At 62.8% G+C, this 24,156-nt stretch carries 22 protein-coding genes and 1 tRNA gene; 14 read left to right on the top strand and 9 right to left on the bottom strand.

Annotated elements, in window-relative coordinates; genetic code table 11:
* The first annotated feature begins 186 nt into the window (after window positions 1-186).
* Window positions 187-1,146, top strand: a complete 960-nt coding sequence (locus N7E70_RS09890; protein ID WP_154386970.1) for an alpha/beta fold hydrolase — start codon at window positions 187-189, stop codon at window positions 1,144-1,146.
* Between the two features lie 6 nt (window positions 1,147-1,152).
* Here N7E70_RS09890 and hisN read toward each other — a convergent pair whose 3' ends face one another.
* Together hisN and N7E70_RS09880 are read right to left on the bottom strand one after the other, a co-directional pair.
* On the bottom strand, window positions 1,153-1,926 hold the full coding sequence (gene hisN / locus N7E70_RS09885) for a histidinol-phosphatase (RefSeq protein WP_154386969.1): 774 nt from the start codon (window positions 1,924-1,926) through the stop codon (window positions 1,153-1,155).
* 222 nt (window positions 1,927-2,148) lie between these two features.
* Window positions 2,149-3,039, bottom strand: coding sequence for an N-formylglutamate amidohydrolase (locus N7E70_RS09880; RefSeq protein ID WP_067958326.1), 891 nt, complete (start codon window positions 3,037-3,039; stop codon window positions 2,149-2,151).
* A gap of 228 nt (window positions 3,040-3,267) precedes the next feature.
* Between N7E70_RS09880 and cpdR the strand changes: the two genes are divergently transcribed.
* Window positions 3,268-3,630 carry a cell cycle two-component system response regulator CpdR gene (gene cpdR / locus N7E70_RS09875; RefSeq protein WP_018429348.1) on the top strand — a complete coding sequence of 121 codons (363 nt, stop codon included), beginning with the start codon at window positions 3,268-3,270 and terminating at the stop codon, window positions 3,628-3,630.
* A gap of 126 nt (window positions 3,631-3,756) precedes the next feature.
* Window positions 3,757-3,831 (top strand) — tRNA-Val (locus N7E70_RS09870).
* An 83-nt stretch (window positions 3,832-3,914) separates the two neighbouring features.
* Here the strand turns inward: N7E70_RS09870 and N7E70_RS09865 are convergent.
* Window positions 3,915-5,402: a flavin-containing monooxygenase gene (locus N7E70_RS09865; RefSeq protein ID WP_263006228.1), complete on the bottom strand. Its 1,488-nt coding sequence runs from the start codon at window positions 5,400-5,402 to the stop codon at window positions 3,915-3,917.
* A gap of 109 nt (window positions 5,403-5,511) precedes the next feature.
* Window positions 5,512-5,964, bottom strand: coding sequence for a cupin domain-containing protein (locus N7E70_RS09860; RefSeq protein WP_067958320.1), 453 nt, complete (start codon window positions 5,962-5,964; stop codon window positions 5,512-5,514).
* Window positions 5,965-6,211: 247 nt separating this feature from the next.
* Between N7E70_RS09860 and N7E70_RS09855 the strand changes: the two genes are divergently transcribed.
* From N7E70_RS09855 to N7E70_RS09845, 3 genes are all read left to right on the top strand, one after another.
* Complete coding sequence (locus N7E70_RS09855; protein WP_263006227.1) at window positions 6,212-7,162, top strand: AraC family transcriptional regulator; 951 nt, start codon at window positions 6,212-6,214, stop codon at window positions 7,160-7,162.
* Window positions 7,163-7,265: 103 nt separating this feature from the next.
* The gene (locus N7E70_RS09850) at window positions 7,266-7,517 is read left to right on the top strand and encodes a hypothetical protein (RefSeq protein ID WP_263006226.1); all 252 of its coding nucleotides are present in this window, start codon (window positions 7,266-7,268) and stop codon (window positions 7,515-7,517) included.
* Between the two features lie 360 nt (window positions 7,518-7,877).
* On the top strand, window positions 7,878-8,645 hold the full coding sequence (locus N7E70_RS09845; protein ID WP_067958311.1) for an aspartate/glutamate racemase family protein: 768 nt from the start codon (window positions 7,878-7,880) through the stop codon (window positions 8,643-8,645).
* On the opposite strand, the gene N7E70_RS09840 is transcribed toward N7E70_RS09845, so the two are convergent.
* The gene (locus N7E70_RS09840; RefSeq protein WP_263006225.1) at window positions 8,642-9,382 is read right to left on the bottom strand and encodes a GntR family transcriptional regulator; all 741 of its coding nucleotides are present in this window, start codon (window positions 9,380-9,382) and stop codon (window positions 8,642-8,644) included. The genes N7E70_RS09845 and N7E70_RS09840 overlap by 4 nt on opposite strands.
* 132 nt (window positions 9,383-9,514) lie before the next feature.
* Between N7E70_RS09840 and N7E70_RS09835 the strand changes: the two genes are divergently transcribed.
* The 8 genes from N7E70_RS09835 to N7E70_RS09800 all read left to right on the top strand — a co-directional run bounded on the left by N7E70_RS09835 (window position 9,515) and on the right by N7E70_RS09800 (window position 19,039).
* Window positions 9,515-10,528, top strand: coding sequence for an ABC transporter ATP-binding protein (locus tag N7E70_RS09835; protein WP_263006224.1), 1,014 nt, complete (start codon window positions 9,515-9,517; stop codon window positions 10,526-10,528).
* Window positions 10,529-10,999: 471 nt separating this feature from the next.
* The gene (locus N7E70_RS09830; RefSeq protein ID WP_263006223.1) at window positions 11,000-12,565 is read left to right on the top strand and encodes an ABC transporter substrate-binding protein; all 1,566 of its coding nucleotides are present in this window, start codon (window positions 11,000-11,002) and stop codon (window positions 12,563-12,565) included.
* Window positions 12,566-12,625: 60 nt separating this feature from the next.
* Complete coding sequence (locus N7E70_RS09825) at window positions 12,626-13,591, top strand: ABC transporter permease (protein ID WP_067958301.1); 966 nt, start codon at window positions 12,626-12,628, stop codon at window positions 13,589-13,591.
* Window positions 13,588-14,511, top strand: a complete 924-nt coding sequence (locus N7E70_RS09820) for an ABC transporter permease (protein ID WP_182575406.1) — start codon at window positions 13,588-13,590, stop codon at window positions 14,509-14,511. The genes N7E70_RS09825 and N7E70_RS09820 overlap by 4 nt, the downstream gene beginning before the upstream one ends.
* Window positions 14,512-14,529: 18 nt before the next feature.
* On the top strand, window positions 14,530-15,729 hold the full coding sequence (locus N7E70_RS09815) for an amidohydrolase family protein (protein ID WP_154386964.1): 1,200 nt from the start codon (window positions 14,530-14,532) through the stop codon (window positions 15,727-15,729).
* Window positions 15,726-16,688 (top strand): ABC transporter ATP-binding protein, encoded by a 963-nt coding sequence (locus N7E70_RS09810; RefSeq protein WP_263006222.1) that lies wholly within the window; start codon window positions 15,726-15,728, stop codon window positions 16,686-16,688. The genes N7E70_RS09815 and N7E70_RS09810 overlap by 4 nt, the downstream gene beginning before the upstream one ends.
* Window positions 16,689-16,737: 49 nt before the next feature.
* Entirely contained in the window at window positions 16,738-17,652 is a 915-nt protein-coding gene (locus tag N7E70_RS09805) for a glycosyltransferase family 32 protein (protein WP_263006221.1), read from the top strand.
* A 64-nt stretch (window positions 17,653-17,716) separates the two neighbouring features.
* Window positions 17,717-19,039, top strand: coding sequence for a Mur ligase family protein (locus tag N7E70_RS09800; protein WP_154386962.1), 1,323 nt, complete (start codon window positions 17,717-17,719; stop codon window positions 19,037-19,039).
* A 54-nt stretch (window positions 19,040-19,093) separates the two neighbouring features.
* Here N7E70_RS09800 and N7E70_RS09795 read toward each other — a convergent pair whose 3' ends face one another.
* From N7E70_RS09795 to N7E70_RS09780, 4 genes are read right to left on the bottom strand one after another with little or no spacing between them, the layout of a single operon-like run.
* Window positions 19,094-20,749, bottom strand: coding sequence for a GMC family oxidoreductase (locus N7E70_RS09795; RefSeq protein WP_263006220.1), 1,656 nt, complete (start codon window positions 20,747-20,749; stop codon window positions 19,094-19,096).
* Window positions 20,750-20,757: 8 nt separating this feature from the next.
* Window positions 20,758-21,534, bottom strand: coding sequence for a 3-ketoacyl-ACP reductase (locus tag N7E70_RS09790; protein ID WP_263006219.1), 777 nt, complete (start codon window positions 21,532-21,534; stop codon window positions 20,758-20,760).
* Window positions 21,531-23,036, bottom strand: coding sequence for a GMC oxidoreductase (locus N7E70_RS09785; protein WP_263006218.1), 1,506 nt, complete (start codon window positions 23,034-23,036; stop codon window positions 21,531-21,533). Before N7E70_RS09785 ends, N7E70_RS09790 begins: the two co-directional genes overlap by 4 nt.
* 1 nt (window position 23,037) lies before the next feature.
* Window positions 23,038-24,153, bottom strand: a complete 1,116-nt coding sequence (locus N7E70_RS09780) for an ABC transporter ATP-binding protein (protein WP_263006217.1) — start codon at window positions 24,151-24,153, stop codon at window positions 23,038-23,040.
* Window positions 24,154-24,156 lie beyond the last annotated feature (3 nt).

The following is a 24,156-nucleotide window of genomic DNA, read 5'->3' as shown; positions in this document are numbered from 1 at the left end:
CGGGTTGCAACGTCCCTTCCTCCCGGAACGACAGAGGCCGAAGGCAACCCGCAAGCTGCCTTCGGCCTCATTCGATTCCGATTGGCGTTTCCGCTTCGCACGGATTTCCTTTGATTTTCTCGGTGCGGCTTTCTATCACCCTCGTATCGCCAGATCCCACGGCAGCGAGTGCCAAGCCGAGCGCTGATGACGGACGTGTTCCACGAAATCCCCGGCAATCCGGTACCCGAGCGGGCAACCGTCGGCCACTTCAACGCACATGACAGCAAGCAGTTGCGTTATGGCCTGTTTCCCGCGACTTCGCACCCGTTCAAGGGCACGGTGATTCTGCTGCCGGGCCGCAACGAGTGTATCGAGAAGTATTTCGAGACCATTCGCGATTTGTCAGTACGCGGCCATGCCGTCGCCACCTTCGACTGGCGTGGCCAGGGTGCATCCGAGCGGCTGCTGCGCGACCGTCACCGCGGCCACGTCAAGACATTCGACCACTATGTCAGGGATCTCGAGGCCTTCTTCGAGCAGATCGTCTTGCCCGACTGCCGCGGCCCATTCTTCATCCTTGCCCATTCAAGCGGTGCCTTGATCGCCCTTCTCGCCGCACCGGCGATGATCAACCGCGTTCAGCGCATGGTGCTGGTGGCGCCGTTCCTGTCGGTCGTCGGCGCGCCGTTCTCGATGTCAGCTATCAGGCGCATCACGACGCTGCTGTGCTGGATCGGCCTCGGCAGGCTCTACGCCGCCTGGGGCCCGCGGCCGCGCGAAGGCACGCCCTTTGCTGTCAACAAGCTGACCAGCGACGAACGTCGCTATCGCCGCAACATTCTGCTCTACGAGACCTATCCCGAACTCTCCGTCGGCGGGCCGACGATCGCCTGGCTGCGGGCGGCTGCGACGGCCTCGGAAACCGTGCGCGACCCAGCCTTCATGGCCTCGCTCAAGGTGCCGATGCTGATTGTCACGGCCGGGGCCGACCAGGTGGTCTCGACGCGCGACGTCGAGCAATATGTCCACGGATGCCGTGTCGCCTCAATGCTGACCATCGATGGCGCCCGCCACGAGATCCTGCAGGAAGTCGACATCTACCGCGAGCAACTGCTCGCGGCGTTCAGCGCTTTCGTGCCGGGAACGCCTGTGACGGTCGAATAGGCTGCTTCAGCCCATCAGCACCTTCAGGGCCGCAGCATGCAGCTCGGGCGTTGCCGCCGCGATGATGTCGCCACCATTTTCCGCCGGGCCGCCCTCGAAGGTCGTGACGATGCCACCGGCCTGCTCGATGATGGGGATCAGCGCCACGATGTCGTAGGGCTTGAGTCCCGGATCGACGACGATGTCGACCTGGCCCGCCGCAACCATGGCAAAGGCGTAGCAATCGGTGCCGTAGCGGGCGAGCTGGACCTGGGTCTCGAGATGGTCGTAGCGCTTGCGCATCTCGCCCTTGAACAGGCTTGGCGTCGTGGTGAACATCGTCGCATCGGCAAGCGACGTGGTCTTGCGCACGGCAAGCTTGCGCGGCCCGCCCGGGCCCTCGTAATGCGCGCCCTTGCCGTCGGCGTAGAACAGCTCACCGGTGAAAGGCTGCGACATCAGGCCGGCGACCGCATCGCCGTCGACGGTCAGCCCGACCAGCGTGCCCCAAACCGGCAGGCCGGAGATGAAGGCACGCGTGCCGTCGATCGGGTCGATCACCCAGACATGGCTGTTGCCGAGGTTTTCGCTGCCATGCTCCTCGCCGAGAATGCCGTGATCGGGAAATTCGGCATTGATCAGCGCGCGGATGGCACGCTCGGCCTCCTGGTCGGCCTCGGTGACCGGGTCAAAACCGCTGGCAAGCTTGTTTTCCACCGCCGCGAGACGCCGGAATCTCGGCAGCGTCTCGGCTGCTGCTGCAGTTGCGATCCGTCGCATAAACCCGGCGTCGACCATCATTCACCCCATCTCCAACTGTGGCGTGGATGACACGCCACGACCCCGCTCGGCAATAACCACATCACCGTGAATTAAAAAGCCCAAAGGCGCCTTGACTTTTGTGCAGCGCACAATAATCTCGACTTCGGACAGTTCTCCTGTCCATGCCCTCCTTGGGCGTTTCCTCCCTAGACTTCGACCGCTCTCCGGAGCGGTCTTTTTTTAACCACCGGCCTCAGGCGGCTACTCTGCGGCCAATGGCAGGTCGAGGAAATGATAGTCTGGTATTGCCATGAGATCCCCGGAAAACCGGGCCAGATCGTCGGCAAGAGCATAAAATCCAGCGGATTTCTTGAACGTTCGTTCGTCCATATAGAGCCCGCGATTGATCTCGATCTGCAGCGCATGAAGCTTCCGGGCCGGGCGGCCGTAGTGTTCGGTGATAAAGCCGCCGGCGTAAGGTTTATTGTGCGCCACAGCATAACCCATGGCCGCCAGCAGCCCGATTGCCCGCTCTGACAGAGCAGATGCAGCAGAGGTCCCGAAACGGTCACCGACGATGAAATCAGGCCGTGTGCCATTGTCGCCGAGGCGGACCGACGCCGGCATCGAATGGCAGTCGACGAGCACGGCATAGCCAAACCGGGCATGGGTCCGGGTGACCAGCCGCTTCAGCGTCTCATGATAAGGCTTGTAGACGGATTCGATTCGCCCGATCGCCTCCGACAGCGGCAGCCGGCCGGGATAGATATCCAGCCCCTCGCCCACCAGCTTCGGCACCGTGCCCAGCCCTCCGGCGACGCGCGCCGAGCGGACATTGGCGAAAGGCGGCACCGGCTCGGCGAACATCCGGGGATCGAGTTCCCACGGCTCGCGGTTCACATCGAGATAGGCGCGTGGGAAGTGAGCGGTCAGCATCGGCGCGCCCAAGGCGACGGCCGCGCCGAACAGCTCGTCGACATAGCAGTCCTCCGAGCGCCTGATCGCGACGGCATCGAGCCTGGACATGGCGAGGAACCGGTCGGGATAACAACGTCCGCTGTGCGGCGAATTGAACACGAATGGCACACGCTGCTCGGCACTCGTCCGGACTTCGAACGGCGGCAGCTCGGCGAAATCTTCGGCTGGCGTCATCTTTCCTGATGGACCTGCGAAATGCACTCACTCATCTATCGAAAGTGCCACCTGCAGCCGCCAGTGTCCAGTCGTTCAGGCGGTGGAAAGTCGGCTCTTATTATGCCTTTGCGTCACTCTGCTGACACGGCATTCACTTGATGTTTACCGTCCAGGACTCATATACAAGATGGTTAACGAAGCCCCTGCTGGGGGGCGGCTTCGACCGCTGATTCGGACGGGATACTTATGGCACGCATTCTTCTGGCAGAAGACGACGACGATATGCGTCGCTTCCTGGTCAAGGCGCTGGAACGCGCAGGTTACCAGGTAAGTGACTTCGACAATGGCGCGAGCGCTTACGAGCGGCTGCGCGAGGAACCCTTTTCGCTGCTTCTGACCGACATCGTCATGCCGGAAATGGACGGCATCGAACTGGCGCGCCGCGCAACCGAGATCGACCCCGATCTCAAGGTGATGTTCATCACCGGCTTTGCGGCAGTCGCCCTGAACCCTGATTCGAAGGCGCCACGCGACGCAAAAGTGCTGTCGAAGCCCTTCCATCTGCGCGATCTCGTCAACGAAGTCGAGAAGATGCTCCACGCCGCATAGGCGTTTCCCCAGCGTCGCCAAGGGAATTGATCGCGCCGCTGAAGGAATTGATGATCCGGCGCGTTTTTCCGCCAAACACGCTATTGACGCGCCGGATCAAAAATGGTGTATCCGCCCCCATCGGATGGGCGTGTAGCTCAGCGGGAGAGCACTGCATTGACATTGCAGGGGTCACAGGTTCAATCCCTGTCACGCCCACCATCCGAACTCTCTGATATCACTTGCTAATATCGACCAGCGCCCGACGGACAGCCGGACTTGGCACAGTTGTTTGCGTCGTCCTTTTACGCCGCCCGATAATCCGGCGCGCTGTTGAGATAGCCCGCATAGGCATCGGCGTTTGGCGGCGCGAAGTTTTCGGCCAAGACGTTGCGCCGCCGTTTGGTTGCGCCGATGTCAGCCAGCAGTTCGTCGAAATGTTTGAAATGATAAGGCGCGACGCACAGGCCGCCATAGACGCCGGCGGCAGGGCGTTCGTCGCGCTTCCAGCGCAGCATCATCTCGATGTTGTCGGTCATCTCCTGATGCGTCGGCTGACGCCCCAGCTTGCCGTCCGCATATCGCACCAACCAGTTGGCGGCGAGTTCAGCACTCAGAACAGTGCAGAATGACGAGTTGAAGCCGACGAAGCCCATGTCGGGCAAATCGGGGTTGGCGATGACGCGATAAAGCCGGTACTGCCCGTCTGGCTCGACAAGCTTGCGCCGGTGTTCTTCCGGCAGGAAGGGCAATCCGGATTTCCAGCCGACGGCGAGTATGGCCATGTCGGCCTTGACCCGCTCGCCGCCCGACAGGATCACCGTGGCCTCGTCATAAGCAGCAATAGTGCCCTGGATTGCCTTTATGCGTCCGTCGGCGACCATGTCGAAGAAGCCCGGCGTCACGATCGGCACCGAGCAGTTGATGCTGGTCTCGATCGGCACTTTTGGCCTCAGGCCGGTCTTCTTCAGCTTGAGCTGCAGCGAAAGCAGGCTTTCCAGCCCGCGCCAGTTGGCCCAGACGAACGGCTTGGCCATGGCATGCGCCAGCCGCGCCAGCAGAGGCTGGTTCCAGCTCGGGAACATCACCTCCTGGGCACGGACATAGAGGATGCGCTTGAAGTTGATCAGGCCGCCGATGAAGTAGGGAATACGCCAGACCGGCTCGAGATAGACGATGGTGACGGCGGCTGCACCCGAATTGACGGCGTTGACGGCGATGTCGGTCGCCGACTTGGAGAAGCCGAGCACCACGACCCGCTTGCCCCGCACCGTCGCCGGATCGGTGTATTCGGACGAGTGCAGCACCTGGCCGCCGGCCGCGACGAACGCGTCCTGACCCGGATGCACCAGCTCGCGTTTCTCGCTGAAATTGCCGGTGCAGACGGCAACGAAGTCAAAATCCCCAGTGACCGTCGTACCGTCGCCAGTTTCCAGTTCGACGGCCCAGCCTTTGGCGCCATTGCGCCGCTGCATGGAAACAACCTTGGTACCGTAGCGGATCAGCGGCACGAGCCCGTTCTGCTCGGCGTAACTCTTGAGATAGGCGTGGACCTGCGTGCCTTTCGGCCATTCCGGATAGTTCTCCGGCATCGGCATCGAGGTGTAGCGATAGAGATCCTTTGGGCTTTGCGTCTGAACGTCGGGATAGGATCGCGACGGCTCCCAGACCCCGCCCAGGTCGTAACCGCGCTCGACGATTTCGACATCATGTCCGCGCTGCCTGAAGGCATGTGCTGCCGCAAGCCCGCTGACGCCGGCGCCGATGACGCAGACTTTCTTCTTCTCGACCATCTTGCTGTTCCTTGTGTGCCAGGATGCAGGGTTCGCCAGGACGCGAGCCGGCCTTCGCACGCGACCCGTGTCGCGCGCGCCAGGCAGATTCCCGTTGGAAGCTGGCAGCCTAGTCGTTGGCTTCGGGCGGCAGGAAGTTGACCTCGTGCTGAGCCGAGACCTTCACCACCTCGGCCGGGTCGGCGAGGTTGTCGAGCCGGTTGAACAGTTCTTCCAGCATGCCGGCCGGCGAAACCCAGAACAGGGCCTTGGTCGGCTTGTCGGACTTGTTGAAGTAGCCGTGCGGAATGCCCCTGGGCATGCGCACAAGATCGCCCGCCTTGGCCTTGACCCATTCGCCGTCGAGCTTGAGGTCGAGCTCGCCTTCCTGCACCAGGATGAACTCTTCCTGGTTCGGATGGATGTGCACGGGCACGAACTGGCCCGGCTCGCTGTTGGTCTCGAAGGCGAAGGTGGCGTCGCACACCGCCTTCGGGAAATAGACCTGTCCAAGGATGTTCCAGGTCTTGCCGGCATAGCCGGTGCCCTGGCGCGTGATGCCCTTGGCGAGTTCATTGCTCATGTGATGCTCCCTTTGCTTTCGAAGGGCCTACCCGAGGCGACCCTTTCATTTGTTCCACGCATAGATTGCTGCGGGTATCTTCAAAGCACTAGCCGGAATGCGCGATGACTATCCAGAAAGCGCAAAAATGCTACCGGCGCGACCTACTGCCGCTCATTTTCATTGGCAGCTGGAGGATCGGTGCTAGTCTGCCCGAATGCTGATGGAAGAGGCGTCCGTCCGAAGGGTACCGCTTTCAGACCATGTCTTGTTTCAGTCGAACGATCTCGACTGCGCCAGGGAGCGGGTCGCCCAGAAGTTTTGCAATCACCGACTGGACATCATCGGTGAGAGGACAGCTTTTCGCGTCACGCACAATCATGCGCCCGGCGAGATGATCTCGCTGAACTATATCAGCTATGGCGCCGACGTGCTGATCGATCCGGGCGAACTCGGCGACTTCTACCTGATCCAGATGCCGATCTCCGGTTCAGCCACTGTCCGCAACGGCACACGCGAGTTTCTGACCGACCGCAGCGTCGCCTCCGTCCTCAACGCCGACCTGGCGACAAGGATGAAATGGTGGCAGGGCTGCGCCCAGTTGCTCGTCCAGGTGCGAAAGGCGCCGCTGCATGCCTTTGCCATGCGCTTGCTCGACCGCGATATCCAGGGGCCGCTGATCTTCGACCCGCTGATCGATTTCTCCCGGCCCGAGATGCAGGCATGGCGCCGTCTTGCCAATTCGCTGTTCCATGCCGCCGATGCGAAGGAACCGCTGCACGGCCCGGGCCTGCACAACGTTCTGCATGAGCAGCACCTGCTCGAACTGTTCCTACGCAACCAGCCCAACAACATGAGCCTGTTCTTCAACGAGCACAGGCCGGGTGCAGCCCCCCGCCACCTGAAGCGGGCAGAAGAATTCATCCGCGCCAATGTCGCGGCACCCATCGGTCTGCATGAGATCGCCAAAGCCGCCGGCGTAGCCCCCAGGACCTTGCAACTGGCTTACCGCAACGCCTTCGGCATCTCGCCCATCCGTGCCCTGACCCGCGAACGCATGCGCCGTGCCCGTTTTGACCTCGTGGCGGGCGAAGCCAGCGTCACCGACGTCGCGCTGAAGTGGGGCTTCACCCATTTCGGCCGCTTCGCCGCCGAGTACCGGCACGAGTTCGGCGAGCTCCCTCGCGAGACGAGAAAAGCCAGCGCTCTGCCGCAGTAGCTTGCAGGCGCTTGGCGCAACGCTTTACCCTCCTTCCCGACAAGCAAAAACCGCCAGATGCTGTTCGTCGCCCGAGCCACTCGACAATCACTGGAGCATACCCATGTCCGACCTCCCCCGGATGGCGTCGCCCATGCAGGCGATCCTGATGTCGGAGCTATCAAGGGGAAACAGTATTCTCTCGGTCGGCGACTGGCCGCCGGGCTGTCGACTGTTCGTCATGCTGGCGCGTCCGTTCAGGAAGAAATACGCCATGTCAGGCGATGTGGAATATGCCTTGGTCAACGACCCGCACTATTGGAAAGCCGAATATCGCTACAGGAACGGCGAGGAATGCCTTGCCTGCGGTTTCTAGGTCTGTTCTCGACCGAAGCTGACGTACTCAATATGTATACAATTAGCACAGCCTCCTGAGGCGCAAGCCGCCCCGGAAAACCACGCAATGATTGGCTTTGCGCTACAGCCCGTTGCAGTGCAGCAAAATCCCAAATCCTTCAAATGCTTGTGCTGCCAGCTAGGATAGCCCGGGCATCCGTGCGCAAACCCGCCGCCATCAGTCCTGCGACGGGCGGCCACTCGTATTCGTCTATCCCGCAAAATCGCCGGATACCGTGTTGACAACAGCAAATTACATCCAATACGAATACATGATAGTATACAATTTGAGGCTGGGAACTACCGACACCCGGCGAGGCCAGCGGCTTCAGAGGATCGCATGAGAATTAAGCTCATCAATCCCAACACCACCCAGTCGATGACCGATCTCATCGGTGATGCGGCGCGGGCGGTTGCAGCACCGGCAACCGAAATCCTGGCGGTGACCTCCCGCTCCGGCGCCGCCTCGATCGAAGGCCACTACGATGAAGCGATGAGCATCATCGGCCTTGTCGACGAGATCATGGATGGGCCGGCCGCCGACGCCTACATCATTGCCTGTTTTGGCGATCCCGGTCTGCTTGCGGCGCGCGAGATATCAGGCGCGCCGGTGTTCGGCATTGCAGAAGCCGCCATGCACGCGGCAAGCTTCGTCGCCACCGGCTTTTCAGTGGTGACGACGCTCGAACGCACGCGCATCATCGCCGAACAGCTGGTCCGCAACTACGGCATGCAGCATCATTGCCGCCGCGTGCGCGCCACCGACGTTCCGGTGCTGGAGCTGGAAAAGCCGGAATCGAACGCCCGCGCGATCATCCTTGCCGAGTGCGAGAGGGCGCTGTCCGAAGATCGCTCCGAGGCCATCGTGCTCGGTTGCGCCGGCATGGCCGATCTTGCGCATTATCTCGAAGACCGGCTGCAGGTTCCCGTCATCGACGGCGTGGTTGCCGGCGTCAAATTTGCCGAGGCCATTGTCGGCATGGGCCTGAAGACCTCCAAGCGCGGCGATCTCGCCTATCCGCTGCCCAAGACCTATCGCGGCAAGCTCGCCGGCTATGCACCCGAAACGCGCCTCGCAAACGCCGGAACGACGAGAAAGGTCAGTTAGGCCAAGGGTTTGAACAGCGTCTTGAAGTCGACGCGCACGGGGTGGTCGGACAGGTCGATCTGAGCCTCGATATGACGGAGATGGTGGTCCATGTACTGCGCAGCTTTTTTGCCGTCCCGCCGCTTCAGGGCGTCCACGATCTCCTTGTGCTCGCTGTACGAGCACGGCACCGCACCCGGCGATTCGTACAGCGCGATGATCAGCGACGTCCGCGACACCAGTTCGTGCACGAAGTCACGCAGCACCTCGTTTCCGGCAAGCGAAGCGAGTTCACGATGAAAATCCCCGGAGAGCTGCAGCCGCCTATGTTTGCTGTCTTGCTCGACTGCCTCCGCCTCGGCGCTCACCATGGCCGTCAGCCGATCGACGTCTTCCCTGGTGATCGTCGAGGCGAGCTTTTCCGCAAGGATGCATTCCACGCCGCGCCTGGCTTCGAACACCTGTCGCGCCTCCTCGATCGAAGGCTTGGCGACGAAGGCGCCCTTGTTGGGGATCAGGTCGACCAGCTTCTCGTGCGACAGCCGCTGCAGCACTTTGCGGATGATGGTGCGGCTGACGCCGAAGGCAGTCGCCAGCGCATCCTCCTGCAAGGGCGTGGCCGGGCGGATCTGGTGGTTGATGATCGCCGCGTAGATTTCGCCGTGAATATGCTCGTCGGTCGGGCCGCCACGCTTTTTGGTCTTGCCGCTCTGGCTCGACGAAACGGCGGTCTTCGAAGCGCGGAGCTCGCGTAGCATGTCACGATCCTGGTGAACTGGCCTGGTGAATTGGGCATAAGGAGGACTTGGTATGTATTCTATCCTCTACAGTCGCTGCTTGGAACATGCCTTTTCCCTTGGCACAACCCTTGAACGCATGGCGGTGCTCCCATGACTGGACTGGCCTTTGATCCGGGAGCGGCGGCGCAAGCTGCCGCCGTCCTCGATGTACACAATCTGCGCATCGAGTTTCCGCTGCGCCAACGCTCGCTCGTCGCCGTCGACGACGTTTCCTTCAGCATCGGCCAGGGCGAAATCCTCGGCGTCGTCGGCGAATCCGGCGCCGGCAAGTCGCTAACCGGAAGCGCCCTGATCGGGCTGCTGCAGCCGCCCGGGCGCATCTCGGGCGGCACCGTCCATCTCTCCGGCCAGCGCATCGACGATCTGCCCCAGGCCGAACAGCGTAAGCTGCGAGGCCGCCACATCGGCGCGATTTTCCAGGACCCGCTGACCAGCCTCGACCCGTTGTTCACCGTCGGGCGCCAGTTGACAGAAACCATCCGCGCGCATCATCCGGGCAATGCCGAGACCGCACGCACCAAGGCGCTGCAGCTGCTGCGCGAGGTCGGCATCGCCGATCCGGAAAACCGCTTCAGCCAGTATCCGCACCAGTTCTCGGGCGGCATGCGCCAACGCATCGTCATAGCACTGGCGCTTGCCGGCGAGCCGGAGCTGATCATTGCCGACGAGCCGACGACGGCACTCGACGTTTCGGTCCAGGCCCAGATCATCGGGCTGTTGAAGCGGCTTGCGGCGACCCGTGGCACCGCGATCATGCTTGTCACCCACGACATGGGTGTCATCGCCGAGACCGCCGACCGGGTCGCGGTGATGTATGCCGGCCGCGTCGTCGAGATCGGACCGGTCGACGAGGTCATCCACCGGCCACGCCACCCCTATACTGCCGGGTTGATGGGCTCGATCCCGTCGCTCAATCGCAAGGCCGACCGGCTTGCCCAGATCGATGGCTCGATGCCGCGCCTGGGCAGCTGGCCGGAAGGCTGCGCCTTCAATCCGCGCTGCCCCAAGGCCGGAGACCGCTGCCGCAGCGAACTGCCCCGGCTCGTCGATGCCGGCGGCACATCCGCCGCCTGTTTCATCCACCAGGGCGGCACGACGCTCTGACGGCAGAACAGCCGCCCCAAGGATGGCGCTGCCGCGGTCTGAACATGGCCTTCGATTTCGATGGCGTCGCCCGTTGCGACGGCGCTGGTTTCGCCACGCCCATGCCCCTGCCAAACAGCTCAAATTTCAGGCATTGTTTGTATACAATTGATGCCATTCTACGCATACAACACTGTAGACTAAGCGTATTCGATGTGAAATCATCCCTCCTGTCGGCTCTCAACAGGCTAGGCTCCAAGTGACAAGTGCTCGAGATCAGAACGGATCGAAATGGGCATTCCCCGAACCTCGGGGGATGAGAGGATCGCGGTTTCGTTCCTGTCACGCCGGCCACACAGCCTTGTTGAACCAGTTCTCGAACCCGATGGATGCGGCGGCTTTCGGCATGCTCGACGCCCTGGCCCATCGGCATGCCGACGCCCGAACGAGACAAGACAAGTCCAACAATCAAGAACTGTGTGGGAACAGCCGATGAACCGTTATCTGAAACTCCTTCTCCTCGCCTCCTGCGCCGGCCTCGCCGTCAGCGCGGCTGAAGCCAAGACGCTGCGGTTCGCTGAATCGCAGGAAATCAGTTCGATGGACCCTCACGCGGCGCGTGAGGATTTCACGCTCAGCCTGATCGGCAACGTCTATGAAGGCCTTGTCCGCTGGAACAAGGAGCTCAAGATCGAGCCGGCCCTGGCCGAAAGCTGGGAAACGCTGTCCGACACTCAGTGGCGCTTCCACCTGCGCAAGGGCGTGGAGTTCCACAACGGCAACCCGTTCACCGCCGACGACGTGATCTTCTCCTATGGGCGTGCCGGTTCGCCGGGCTCGCCCTTCGCCGGCCTGCTCGAGCCGATCGCCGGGATCGCCAAGGTCGACGACCACACCATCGACATCACGCTCAAGCGCAAATACGCGCTGCTGCTCAACGATTTTGCCGGCTGGTACATCCTCGACAAGGAATTCCAGGAATCGATCGGCGCCCAGAAGCCGCTCGACCTGTCGACCAACACCGGCGGCGCGATGATCACGCAAGGGATCGGCACCGGACCGTTCAAGGTCGCCAGCCGCGAGCCCGACGTAAAGACCGTCTTCGTCGCCAACGAAAAGTGGTGGGACAAGCGCGAGCACAACATCGACGAGATCGTCTACACGCCAATCGCCAACAATGCCAAGCGCGTCGCGGCCCTGCTCTCCGGCGAGGTCGACTTCATCCGCAACGCGCCGCCGCAGGACGTCGCGCGCATCGAGGGAACACCCGGAATGCAGATCATGCGCGCGCCGCATCTGCGCAACATCTTTTACGGCATGGACCAGCAGTCCAAGACCTTGCCCGGCCTCGATTCCAACCCGCTCGCCGACGTACGCGTCCGCAAGGCGATCTACCAGGCCATCGACATCGACGGCATCAAACGCTCGATCATGCGCGACAACAGCCGCCCGTCGGCGATCATGATGGCGCCGCAGTTGCCCTTCTACGACGCCAGCCTCGACGTCCGCTTCCCCTTTGATATCGAGGCGTCGAAGGCACTGCTCAAGGAAGCGGGTTATGCCGACGGCTTCACCTTGCCGATGGATTGCCCGGCCGGTTCGTTCATCAATGACGAGCAGATCTGCCAGGCAACTGTCGGCATGCTCGCCAAGGTCGGCATCAAGGCGCAGCTGACGATGCACCCGCCTGTGCAGTTCGACACCGAGCTGCCCGCCGGCAAATACTCTTTCTACATGCTCGGCTGGGCCGGCCTGCCGACGCTGGACGCCTATAACATCATCTCGGCGACCTTCCACACACCCACCGGCGACCTCGGCGCCTGGAACCCGAAAGGCTATTCCAACGCCCGCGTCGACGAGCTGATCCCGCAGATCGGCACCGAATACGACACCGAGAAGCGCCAGGAGATGATCTCCGAGGTGATGAAGCTGCACCGCGACGAGGTCGGCAAGATCATGCTGCACCAGCAGTTCCTGACCTGGGGTATGAGCGACAAGGTCCACGCCATCGTACCAGCCGACGAATACACGCGGTTCTGGTACTACACGATGGACTGACGATCGATCGGAGGCTGGGCGCCACGCGCGCCCGGCCTCTTCTCCATTTCAGAGGCTGAGATGATTTCCTTGCTCGCCACGCGACTGACCAGCGTCATCCTCGTGATGCTGGTCGTGTCGGCGCTTTCGTTCTCGATCTTCAATTTCCTCGGCGACCCGGTGAACAACATCCTCGGCGTCAACGCCACGCTTGCCCAGCGCGAGGAACTGCGTGTCGCCCTTGGTCTCGACCAGTCGACTTTCGTCCAGTTCTGGCGCTTCGTCGAACGTGCCGTGGTCGGCGATTTCGGCATCTCCTATCGCAACCGCCAGCCGGTGGTCGACCTGATCCTCGCCCGCCTGCCGGCGACGCTGGAGCTCGTCATGTGCGCGACCGTCATTGCCCTTGCCATGGGTATCCCGATGGGCGTCTATACGGCGCTCAAGCCACGTGGCCTGTTGAGCCGCAGCCTGCAGTTTGGGTCGCTGCTCGGCATCTCCATGCCGCAGTTCCTGATCGGCATGCTTCTGATCCTGGTGTTCTCCGTCGAACTGCGCTGGCTCTCGGCCTTCGGCCGCGGCGAGGTCGTGACGCTGGGTTGGTGGACGACTGGCCTGCTCACCACATCAGGCATCAAGGCTCTGATCATGCCGACCATCACGCTTGCCGTGTTCCAGGTGTCGATGATCATGCGGCTTGTGCGCGGCGAAATGCTTGAGGTGGTACGCACGGATTTCGTCAAGTTCGCCCGCGCCCGCGGCCTGTCTGACCGCGCCGTCTATCTGACGCATGCGCTGCGCAACAGCCTGTTGCCGGTCATCACCATCACCGGCCTGCAGATCGGCTCGCTGATCGCCTTCGCCATCGTCGTCGAGGCGGTCTTCCAGTGGCCCGGCATGGGCATGCTGATCCTGCAGGCCATCGAATTCGCCGACTTCCCCGTCATGGCCGCCTATCTCGCCTTCGTCGGTTTCAGCTTCGTCACGATCAACCTGGTCGTCGACCTTATCTATCTCGCCGTTGATCCAAGGTTGCGCGCAAAATGAGCCAGCTCGTCCTCCGACTGAAAGCCTTTGGCAACAGCGAACTGGCCTGGCGTTTCAGGAATTCGCCGCCGGTCATCTTCGCCGCTGTCGCGCTGATCGCGCTGGTGTTCTGTGCCGCCGCCGCAAGCCTGATTGCGCCTCACAATCCGTTCGATCCGGCCACCCTCAACATCATGGACGCCCGCCTGCCGCCGGCATGGATCGACGGCGGCAGCTCGACCTACCTGCTAGGCACCGACGAGCAGGGCCGCGACATCCTCTCCACCATCTTCTACGGTATGCGCGTGTCGATCCTGGTCGGCATCGCCGCCGTCGCCTTCTCGATGACCATCGGCGTCGCACTCGGCCTGATCGCCGGCTATCTCGGCGGCTGGGTCGACACGGTCATCATGCGGCTCGGCGACATCCAGCTCAGCTTCCCGACCATCATGATCGCCTTTTTCATCGACGGCGTCGCCAAGATCGTCATGCCGATCGGCATGCGCGAGGAGATGCGTTTCTACGTCGTCATCCTGGCGATCGGCGTCGCCGACTGGGTGCAGTTCGCCCGCACCGTGCGCGCCGCCACCATGATCGAGCGCCGCAAGGACTATGTCGCCGCAGCCCGCATCAGCGAAGTCGGCAACGTCCGTATCCTGCTTGCCCACATCCTGCCCAACACCATCGGCCCGGTGCTGGTGCTGGCAACGCTCGGCCTCGGCGTCGCCATCCTCACCGAAGCGATCCTGTCCTTCCTCGGCCTCGGCATGCCGCCGTCGCAGCCCTCGCTCGGAACCCTGATCCGCGCCGGCAACGACCTGCTGCTGTCGGGCGAATGGTGGATCTCGCTGTTCCCCGGCGCCGCACTCGTGCTTCTGGTGCTGGCCGTCAACATCGTCGGCGACTGGCTTCGAGACGTCCTCAATCCTCGCCTTCGCTAAGACCACGGAACAGCAATCATGACCAACCTTCTGCTCACCAATGTCCGCCCCGATGCCGGGAGCGCGGGCAACATCCTGATCGAGAACGGCCGCATCGCGGCGATTGGCAGCAATGTGACGGGCCCTGACGGCATCACGGTCGTTGACGGCAAGGGCGCGATCGCCATTGCCCCCTTCGTCGAGGCGCATGTCCATCTCGACAAGATCCTGTGGGGCCTGCCCTGGCACAGCATCAATGTGCCGGATTCACTCCGCGCCATGATCGACAACGAGGTCGAGATCCGCCGCAGCTTGCCCTGGTCTGTCGCCGAGCGCGCCGGCAATCTGATGCGCCAGTGCGTCGCCAACGGCTCGACCCACATTCGCAGCCATGTCGACATCTCGCCCGAATACAAGCTCGACAATCTGCATGGCGTGCTCGCCGCATGGGAAAAGACCAAGCACGCCGTCGACCTCGAGATCGTCGCCTTCCCGCAACTCGGCATGCTGATCGAGCCGGGTACGGCAGAGCTTATGGAAGCAGCCCTTGACGAAGGCGCCTCTGTAATCGGCGGCATCGACCCGGCCAGCGTCGACGGCGACGCGAAGGGCCATCTCGACACCATTTTCGGCATCGCCCACCGCAAGCAGGCCAAGATCGACATCCACCTGCATGAGCGCGGCGAGCTCGGCCTCTACGAACTCGGCCTGATCGCCGAGCGCGCCAAGGCGCTTGGCATGCAGGACAAGGTCATCGTCAGCCATGCCTTCTGTCTCGGCACCGCATCGCGCGACGAGCTCGCCCGCATGATGGACCTGCTCGCCGAGGCCGGCATCGGCATCATCTCGGCGGTGCCCGGCGACATCCCCTTCCCGCCGATGTTCGAGCTTGCCGACTATGGCGTGCGTTGTGCTGTGGCGTCGGATTCGTTGCGCGACACCTGGAACCCGCATGGCAATGGCGACATGCTGGAGCGCTGCTGGCTGTTGTCCTGGCGCAGCAACTGCCGCACCGACGCCGAGCTGACGGCTGCCCTCGACATGGGTACGAAGCGCGGCGCCGACCTGCTCGATCTCGCCGGCCATGGGCTGGATGTCGGCTGCGACGGCAGCCTCGTGCTGATCGAAGGTGAAAACCAGGCCCAGATCGTCGTCGACCGGCCGAAGCGCGCACTGGTGGTCAAGCGCGGCCGTATCGTCGCCCGCGACGGCAGTTGGATCGATGGTGGCGGCGCATGAACGCAATCGTCACCGAACAGCCCTTGCTCAAGGTCGCCAATCTCGGCCGCACCTTCGATGTTTCAGCACCCTTCCTGCAACGCCTGGCAACCGGCGCCCCGCGTCGCAGCGTCAAGGCTGTCGATGGCGTCAGCTTCGCCATCCGACCGGGCACCACCTTCTCGCTGGTCGGCGAATCCGGCTGCGGCAAGTCGACCGTCGCACGCCTCGTCGCCGGACTGGAAAGGCCGACCGCAGGCGCCGTCGAAATACGCAAGGCCAGCGGCGAACGCGTCCGGCTGCAGATGGTGTTCCAGGATCCCGTCGGCAGCCTCAACCCGCGCTGGCGCATCGGCCAGAGCATCGCCGAGCCCATGGCGCAAAAACTTGGCCGCGCTGAGCGCCGCAAGCGTATCGGCGAACTTCTGCTCACCGTCGGCCTGGCGCCCAGCGACGCCGACAAATATCCGCACGAATTCTCCGGCGGCCAGCGCCAGCGCATCTCGATCGCCCGCGCGCTTGCCGCCGAGGCCGAGCTGCTTTTGCTCGACGAACCGACATCCGCCCTCGACGTGTCTGTGCAGGCGCAGGTGCTCAACCTGCTCAAGGATTTGCAGCAGAAGCTGGGGCTGACCTACCTGTTCATCAGCCACAATCTGTCGGTGGTGCGCTTCCTCACCGACCGCATCGGCGTGATGTATCTCGGTCGCCTCGTCGAGGAAGGACCGGGCGAGGTCATCCTCGAAACTCCGCAACACCCCTACACCCGGCTGCTGCTCGAAACCGTGCCCGACCTCGAAGCGCCGAAGCGCGACCGCGCGCCCTTGGGCGGCGACATTCCTAGCCCGCTCAACCCGCCCAGCGGCTGTACCTTCCACCCGCGCTGCCCGCTGGCGATGGACGTCTGCAAGAAGGAACGGCCGGAACTAAGGCACTCGGCAGCCGGCGCCAACGTCGCCTGCCACGCCATTCAAGACTGAGCAGCAAGGCACAACGCAAGGCCAGTTCCCGCACATTAGATCCGAAAGGTTGCCAACCTTCGGCATGCGCCGGCCGTTCATTCGGGCGGTCGGCAAAGAAGGGCTCGACCTTTCGGTTGACGAGCCTCTCATCACACGCCAGAAAGTGTTCACCAAAGCCGCGCTTCGCCTTCTGGTTGCTCGCCACGGCTCTGCTGGACGGCCGCATGCCGGGCACCTGTCTTGGGCCTATGGAGCTTCGCACCCCATGAAAATTCCCAGGAAGCTCGGTCATATCTGGATAGGCCCGAAGCAGCAGCCGTCGCAGTGGATGCAGAGCTGGATCGAGCGACACCCGGACTGGGAATACACGCTCTACGACAATGACTTCCTCCGTAACGGCACGTTCAGGACTCGCGCCCAGATCGACGAGTACATGAAGCGCGGCACTTATGCCGGTGCCGCAGACCTGCTGCGCTTCGAAATCCTGTACGCCCAGGGCGGCTACATGGCCGGAGCGGACAGCATTTGCGTCCACCCGGTCGATGAATTGTTCGATGACGGTGGAAGCCTCTACACTGTCTACGAAAACGAATTCCTGCGCGGCCAGTTGGTTGCCCCGATCGTTGCGGCTGCGCCGGGCCATCCATTCCTGGACCTGATCCTCTCCATACTGGAAAAGACCCCCCCGGCCGAACTGGACCAACCCTGGAGGACGACGGGTAATCTGTTCATTGCCGAGCTGATCGAAACGCACCGTCCGGATATCGTCATCTGGCCCTCTCATATCCTCATTCCCGAGCATTTCATCGGGCGAAAATACTCAGGGACCGGCAAGATCTATGCACACCAGATGTTCGGAGAAACGACTGGCGCCTATCGGTTCAGCTCGATCTTTTCCAACATGCTCGAATACCGGCGGCGTATCTATGCTTCGATTGCGCGTAAGCGATTGAGAGCGATCAAGAAGAAGAAGGCGGCATAATGAGCGCGCAGCGTGCCGTGGAACTACGTGGCGCGGATCGAGCGCCCGCTGGAGAGGGGCATTGATGTATCAGGCGTTCAGGAATGCCACTCGGTCCGTCCGCCGAAAGCATGGGCCACGGGCCATCATCGCTCGCCTCGGTAATGGCCTCCGGTTGAAGCTGGCGCAACTGAGACGTGGCCGCTCCAAGGCGCTGCACATCGGCATAACGGGCAGTTCGGCGAAATCGACTACCACCGCCCTGCTTGCGCACATTCTGGAGGGCCAGGGCAGCGTATACGCCCAAGTCTACGAGAACACGATCCCGCAGCTGGCAAGAACGTTGTGCCACGCGCCATCGCAGGCGGACTATGTCGTCGCCGAGGTTGGTGCCACCGTCAAAGGCTCGATCACGCCGATGGCTCACCTCCTCCGCCCTGACGTCGCCATCATCACCAAGGTCGGCCTGGAGCATTATTCGGCCTTTCGCGGCAAGGACGCCGTGGCTCAGGAAAAGGGAGAGCTTGTCGCGGCCTTGTCACCATCGGGGCTGGCTGTCCTCAATGCGGACGATCCGCATGTCATGGCAATGGCAAAGCGTACTCAGGCCCGGATCGTCACCTTCGGCCGGTCGAAAGGCGCCGACTACAGACTGGACGCTGCCGAGGCTGCTTTCCCACGACGCCTCAAAGTGACGGTGTCCTGCCGGAAAGGAAGCTTCGAACTGCAGACGGCTTTTGTAGGAGAGGAGTTCTGGATCGCGACCCTGGGCGCTTTCGCCGCCGCTGTCGAACTCGGCGTGCCACCAGCCTTGGCGGCATCTCGCATTGCCGGCTTTGCAGCCCCATGGAACCGCTGCGGCATCCTCGCCACCGCCGGAGGCCCCGCCTTCATCGTCGATACGGTGAAGGCGCCCAACGACAGCATTCCGGCCGCCATCGCCATTCTCCGCAATGCCCAGCCAGCCAACAAGCGCGCAGTGATCGGCTTTATCTCCGACTATACCGGTGGCCCGAGGAAGGGCACCGCACTTGCATACGACCTCGCCTACCAATGTTCGGACCAGTTCATCTTCGTCGGCGAAAACGGCCATCGCGCCCGCCCTACCGCAGAGGACAGGAACAGCGGCAAGTTCATCGACTTCCTCTTGCCAAAGGAGGCATCTGACTATGTCAAGGCAACCTCGCGGCCGAACGAACTGATCCTTCTGAAGGGGTCACAGACCCAGCATCTTGAACGGATCGCGCTCAGTTGGACACACGATGTCCAGTGCTGGGAAACCAATTGCGGCAAGTACATCGACTGTCTGCAATGCGGAATGGTCGAGGTTCCCTACCACGATCATCGCAAAGCCCGGAAAGCTCGTTCGCGGGCCATGCGGAACAAAGGCAGCCAATCCACGGACTGAGGGCATGCCCCCTCGAACAGCAGTGACGGGCGAGGCCTGGCCCTCCGGGTGAAACTAGCTTATCTCGGCCCTGGCCCGTGGTCGGGTGTCGTTGCGCTCATATGTGAAAATCGCCGGTGGCAGCGGGTCGCGGTTGCGGATGATGTCGGCGCCTTTCTCACCCATCATGACAGTCGGGCCATTGGTGTTGCAGGAGGGCACGCGCGGCATGACCGAGCTGTCGCAGACACGCAAGCCCTCCATGCCATGTACCTTGAGCTCGAGGTCGACGACAGCCATATCGTCGGTGCCCATCTTGCAGGTGCCGACAGGGTGATGGTCTGTCTTGGCGTTGGCGCAGCCATAGTCGAACAGCTGTTCCTCGGTCACCTTGTCCGGCCCCGGCAGCCGCTCGGCCAACACGAAGGGTTTCAGGGCGGCCTGCTGCATGATTTCGCGCGCCACCCGCAAGCCCTCGATCGACATCTTGCGGTCGTGCGGATCGGCCCAGTAATTGGGGTCGATCAGCGGAGCCGCCGCCGGGTCGCTGGACGCGAGCCGCACCGTGCCGCGCGAGCGCGGATGCAGATAGGCGGAGTTGAGCGTCACGCCGGCATTCTTGAGCCTGGCGACGCCGGCCTCGATGCCCGAACCAAGGCCGAGATGGAACTGGATGTCCGGCGAACGCGCGTCGGGATCGGCGTACCAGAAGCCACCCGTTTCAAAGAGGCTCGACGTCACCGGCCCGGTGCGGAACAGCACATATTGCAGTCCTGCCCACAGCGTCCGATGCAGCTTGGCGACGTTGTCGTAAGTGTGATCGCCGGTACATTCGGAAATGACGAACAGGTCGAGATGGTCCTGCATGTTTTCGCCGACACCCTTGAGGTCGTGGACGACAGGCACACCGACGCTCTTCAGGTGATCGGCCGGGCCGATGCCCGACTGCAGCAGAAGCTTGGGCGAGCCGATGGCCCCGGAGGACACCAGCACCTCGCGCTCGGCGCGGATGATTTCGCTGCCATTGCCGCTCGCGACCTCGACACCGACAGCCCTGCCCTTCTCGACCACGATGCGCGTTACCCGTGCGCCGAGCCGGACGGTCAGGTTGCGCCTGTCCTTGATCGGGGCGAGATAGGCCATCGATGCCGACGAGCGCCGCTTGTTGCGCTGGGTCAATTGATAGAAGCCGACGCCGGCCTGCTGTTTGCCATTGAAGTCGTGATTGTAGGGAATGCCGAGCTCCTGGCCGGCGCGGATATAGGCATCGCAGATCGGCAGGGCAGCCGACGGCATCGACACGCCGAGTGGCCCGCCATAACCATGATAATCGTCGGCGAAACGCTGGTTGTCTTCCGAGCGCTTGAAATAGGGCAACACCGAGCGGTAGTCCCAGCCGGTGCAGCCGTCCTCGCTTGCCCACAGATCATAGTCTGCGGCGTTGCCGCGCGTGTAGAGCTGGGCGTTGATGCTGGAGCCGCCGCCGATCACCTTGGCCTGGGTGTAGCGCAAGACGCGGCCTTTCATGTGCTTCTGCGGCACGGTTTCCCAGCCCCAGCTGGCCACGCCCTTGGTCATCTTGGCAAAGCCCGCCGGCATGTGGAACAGCGGGTTCCAGTCGCCGCCGCCGGCCTCAAGTAACAGTACGCGCACATCGGAATCTTCGCTCAACCGGTTGGCCAGCACGCAACCGGCTGGACCCGCACCTGTGATGATGTAGTCGTAAGTCATCTCTGATCTCAAAGTCGCGCGACCGACAGCGCACCGTCAGCCCTGATGATGGAGCCGGTGGCAAAGCCGAAGCCGCCGCTGGCGAGTGCCGCCGCGATGCGGCCGATGTCGTTCGGCTCGCCCCAGCGTTTGACCGGCACGAGGCCGTCAGCGATCAGCCGGTCGTATTTCTCCGAGACTTTCGCCGTCATTTCGGAGCGGATGATTCCGGGCCGGATTTCGAACACGTCGATGCCGGTGCCGGCGAGCCGCAGCGTCAGCCCTTGGGTGAAGGCGGCAAGCCCGGCCTTCGACATGCAGTAGTCGAGCCTGTCGGGCGACGTCATCTCGGCCGAGATCGAGGTGATGTTGATCACCGAGCGCGGATGCAATGTCGGTGGTGCGATGAGCATGGCCCGCAGCACCGCCTGGGTGAAGAACACCGTGCCGCGCAGATTGACCGCCATGATGGCGTTGAAATTCTCGGGCGTCATCTCGAGGAAATCGCCGCGCACCCTGGACGCGACACCGGCATTGTTGACCAGGCAGTCGATCTGCCCGAAATGCCCGACGATCCTGTCGACCGTGCCGGCATGGCCGTCGAGGTCGGCAAGGTCGGAGGCGAGGAACAGCACGCGCGCACCGTGTTTCTCCAGCCCCGATACCGCCTCTGCCGAGGCAACGTCTTCCTCGCGATCGGTGATGGCGAGGTCGAAGCCCGCCCTGGCAAGCGCTTCGGCAACGGCAAGGCCGATGCCGCGCCGCGCGCCGGTCACCAGTGCCACCGGTTTTGCCGCCACTTTCATGCCGCCAGATCCTTTTCAGCGATGTGGTCGGCAACCCGCAGCGCCTGCGCCGCGATCGTCAGCGCCGGATTGACCGCCGCCGATGTCGGCAGGAAGCTCGCATCGACCACGAACAGGTTCGGATGGTCGAAGGCGCGGCAGAAGACGTCGAGCGGGGCGTCCTTGGGGTCGCTGCCTATCCTTACCGTGCCGCACTGGTGCGACGGCGTGCGCTTGTCGAAGGCGCGTGAGACGACGACCGGGAAACCTGCGCTGCGCAGCACCTGCTTGAGCTTGGCCACCAGCCGCTCATGCGCCTGCCAGTTGCTGCGCACCCATTTCAGCACGATGCGGTCGCCATCGACCATGACCCGGCTTTCCGGCGACGGCAGGTCCTCGCTCATGGCGTAGAAGTCGATCGAATGCGCCGTCGTCAGATTCAACAGCCACTCCGGCACGGCGGGCATCGCGCCCTTCAGGATGGTGCCCGAGATGCGCCCGAGCAGCTGGACGTTGCCCAGTGGCGGCCCGCCCTCGCCGTCGGAGAGATAGAAATCGTTGAAGCCGAAGGTCTTCTGGTAAACCGAGTCATTGCGGAACCAGGGGCTCATGGCGATGACAGCCGTCGAATTGTGGTTCATGAAGTTGCGGCCGACCTGATCGGAGCGGTTGGCGAGGCCGCTGGGGTTGCTGTCGTTGGCCGAGCGCAGCAGTAGCACCGCCGATTGCACAGCCCCTGCCGACAGGATCACCAGCTTCGGTCGCAGCACTGTTGCCTCGCCATTGCGCAGGTAATGAACCGCAACGATCCGCCCGTCGGCGGCCGCCTCCAGATGCGTCACACGCGAGCCGGTCTGCAGCTTGACGTTCTCATGCTTCAGCGCCGCGGCCAGCGCCGTCGTCTCGGCATCCATCTTGCCGTCGAAGCTGTTGGGGTGGGCGTCCCACGGCGTCTTGCCCTTGGCCAGCCAGCGCTCGATATCGACACCGAGCGGCAGCGAAAAGGGATGCATGCCGTTGGCCTTGAGGCGTGCCCGCACCTTCGAGATCGCGGGCTCGTCGGCAACGGGCTTCAAGCCATAGGGCTGCGAATGCACGGGCTCTGTCGGGTCTTCGCCGAGCGTACCGCGCACCTGATAAAGCTCTTCGGCCCTGCCGTACCACGGCTCCAGGTCTTCATAGGCAATCGGCCATGCCGGCGACACACCGTCGAGATGCTGCATCTCGTCAAAGTCCTCGCGGCGGTAGCGTGTCAGCACGGCGCCGTAGAACTTCGAATTGCCGCCGACATTGTAATAGTTGCCTGGATTGAAGCCGGTACCGTCGGCCTCATACCAGGTCTCGTCAGGGCGGAAATGCCCGCGCTGGAAGATGGCGCGCTGGTCGCGGTTCTCCGGCCGGTCGGCGATATGGCCACCAGCCTCGAGCACGAGAATCTCCGCGCCGGTCGCGGCGAGCCCTGCAGCAACAGTAGCGCCGCCGACACCCGAGCCGATGATGACGATGTCAGGCTGTCCGGACATGTCAGGCGATGCGCAGCTGGCTCTTCGGGTCGAAGAACACCGCCTTGTCCAGGTTGAAGGCGAGCTTCGTCTTCTGGCCGGCATGGATCGCGGCGTCGGCACGCAGCCGCGCCACCACTTCCTTGCCGCCGAGCTTGGTCACAGCGAAGGTGTCGGAACCGGCAGGCTCGACCACCTCGATCAAACATTCGCCCTCGGCGATCGACCTGGCGTTGCGATCGGCACCATCCGGGTCGGTCAGTGCTTCCGGACGGACACCGAAGATGATCTCCTTGCCCGAATAGCCACCGAGCGCACCATTGGCATTCTTGATCGGCAGCGCCAGCGGCTTCTCGCCCGGCCTTTCGAGCATGACGTTGAGCCCGCCCTCGCCGTTTTCGAGGCGCGCGATCAACAGGTTCATCGCCGGCGAACCCATGAAGTCGGCGACGAACATGTTGGCCGGACTGTTGTAGATCTCGGCCGGCGTGCCGAACTGCTGCAGGGTGCCGTCCTTGAGCACGGCGATCTTGGAGGCCAGCGTCATCGCTTCGATCTGGTCGTGGGTGACATAGACGATCGTCGTCTTCATGCGCTGGTGCAGGCGCTTGATCTCGGTGCGCATGTCGACGCGCAGCTTGGCGTCGAGGTTGGACAGCGGCTCGTCGAACAGAAAGACCTGCGGATTGCGCACCAGCGCCCGGCCCATGGCAACACGCTGGCGCTGGCCGCCGGAGAGCTGGCTCGGCTTGCGGTCGAGCAGGTGGCCTATCTGCAGAATGTCGGACACCTGCTTGATCGCCTTGTCGCGCTCGTCCTTGGGCACGCCGCGGATTTCCATGCCAAACGCGATGTTTCCGGCCACCGTCATGTTCGGGTAGAGCGCGTAGGACTGGAACACCATGGCGATGTCGCGCTTGGACGGATGCAGCCCGGCGACTGAATTGCCGTTGATGGAGATCTCGCCCGAGGTGATCGGCTCGAGCCCGGCTATGGTGTTGAGCAGCGTCGACTTGCCACAGCCCGACGGGCCGACGAGCACCAGAAAGCCGCCCTTGTCGATCTCGATATTGATGTCCTTGAGGATCTCCACCTGGCCATAGTTTTTGTAGAGATTGCTGATCTTGAGAAACGACATGGG

It is taken from the genome of Aminobacter sp. NyZ550 (assembly GCF_025628925.2).
GTDB lineage: Bacteria > Pseudomonadota > Alphaproteobacteria > Rhizobiales > Rhizobiaceae > Aminobacter > Aminobacter ciceronei.
This window is presented reverse-complemented; position numbering and strand designations above follow the sequence as displayed.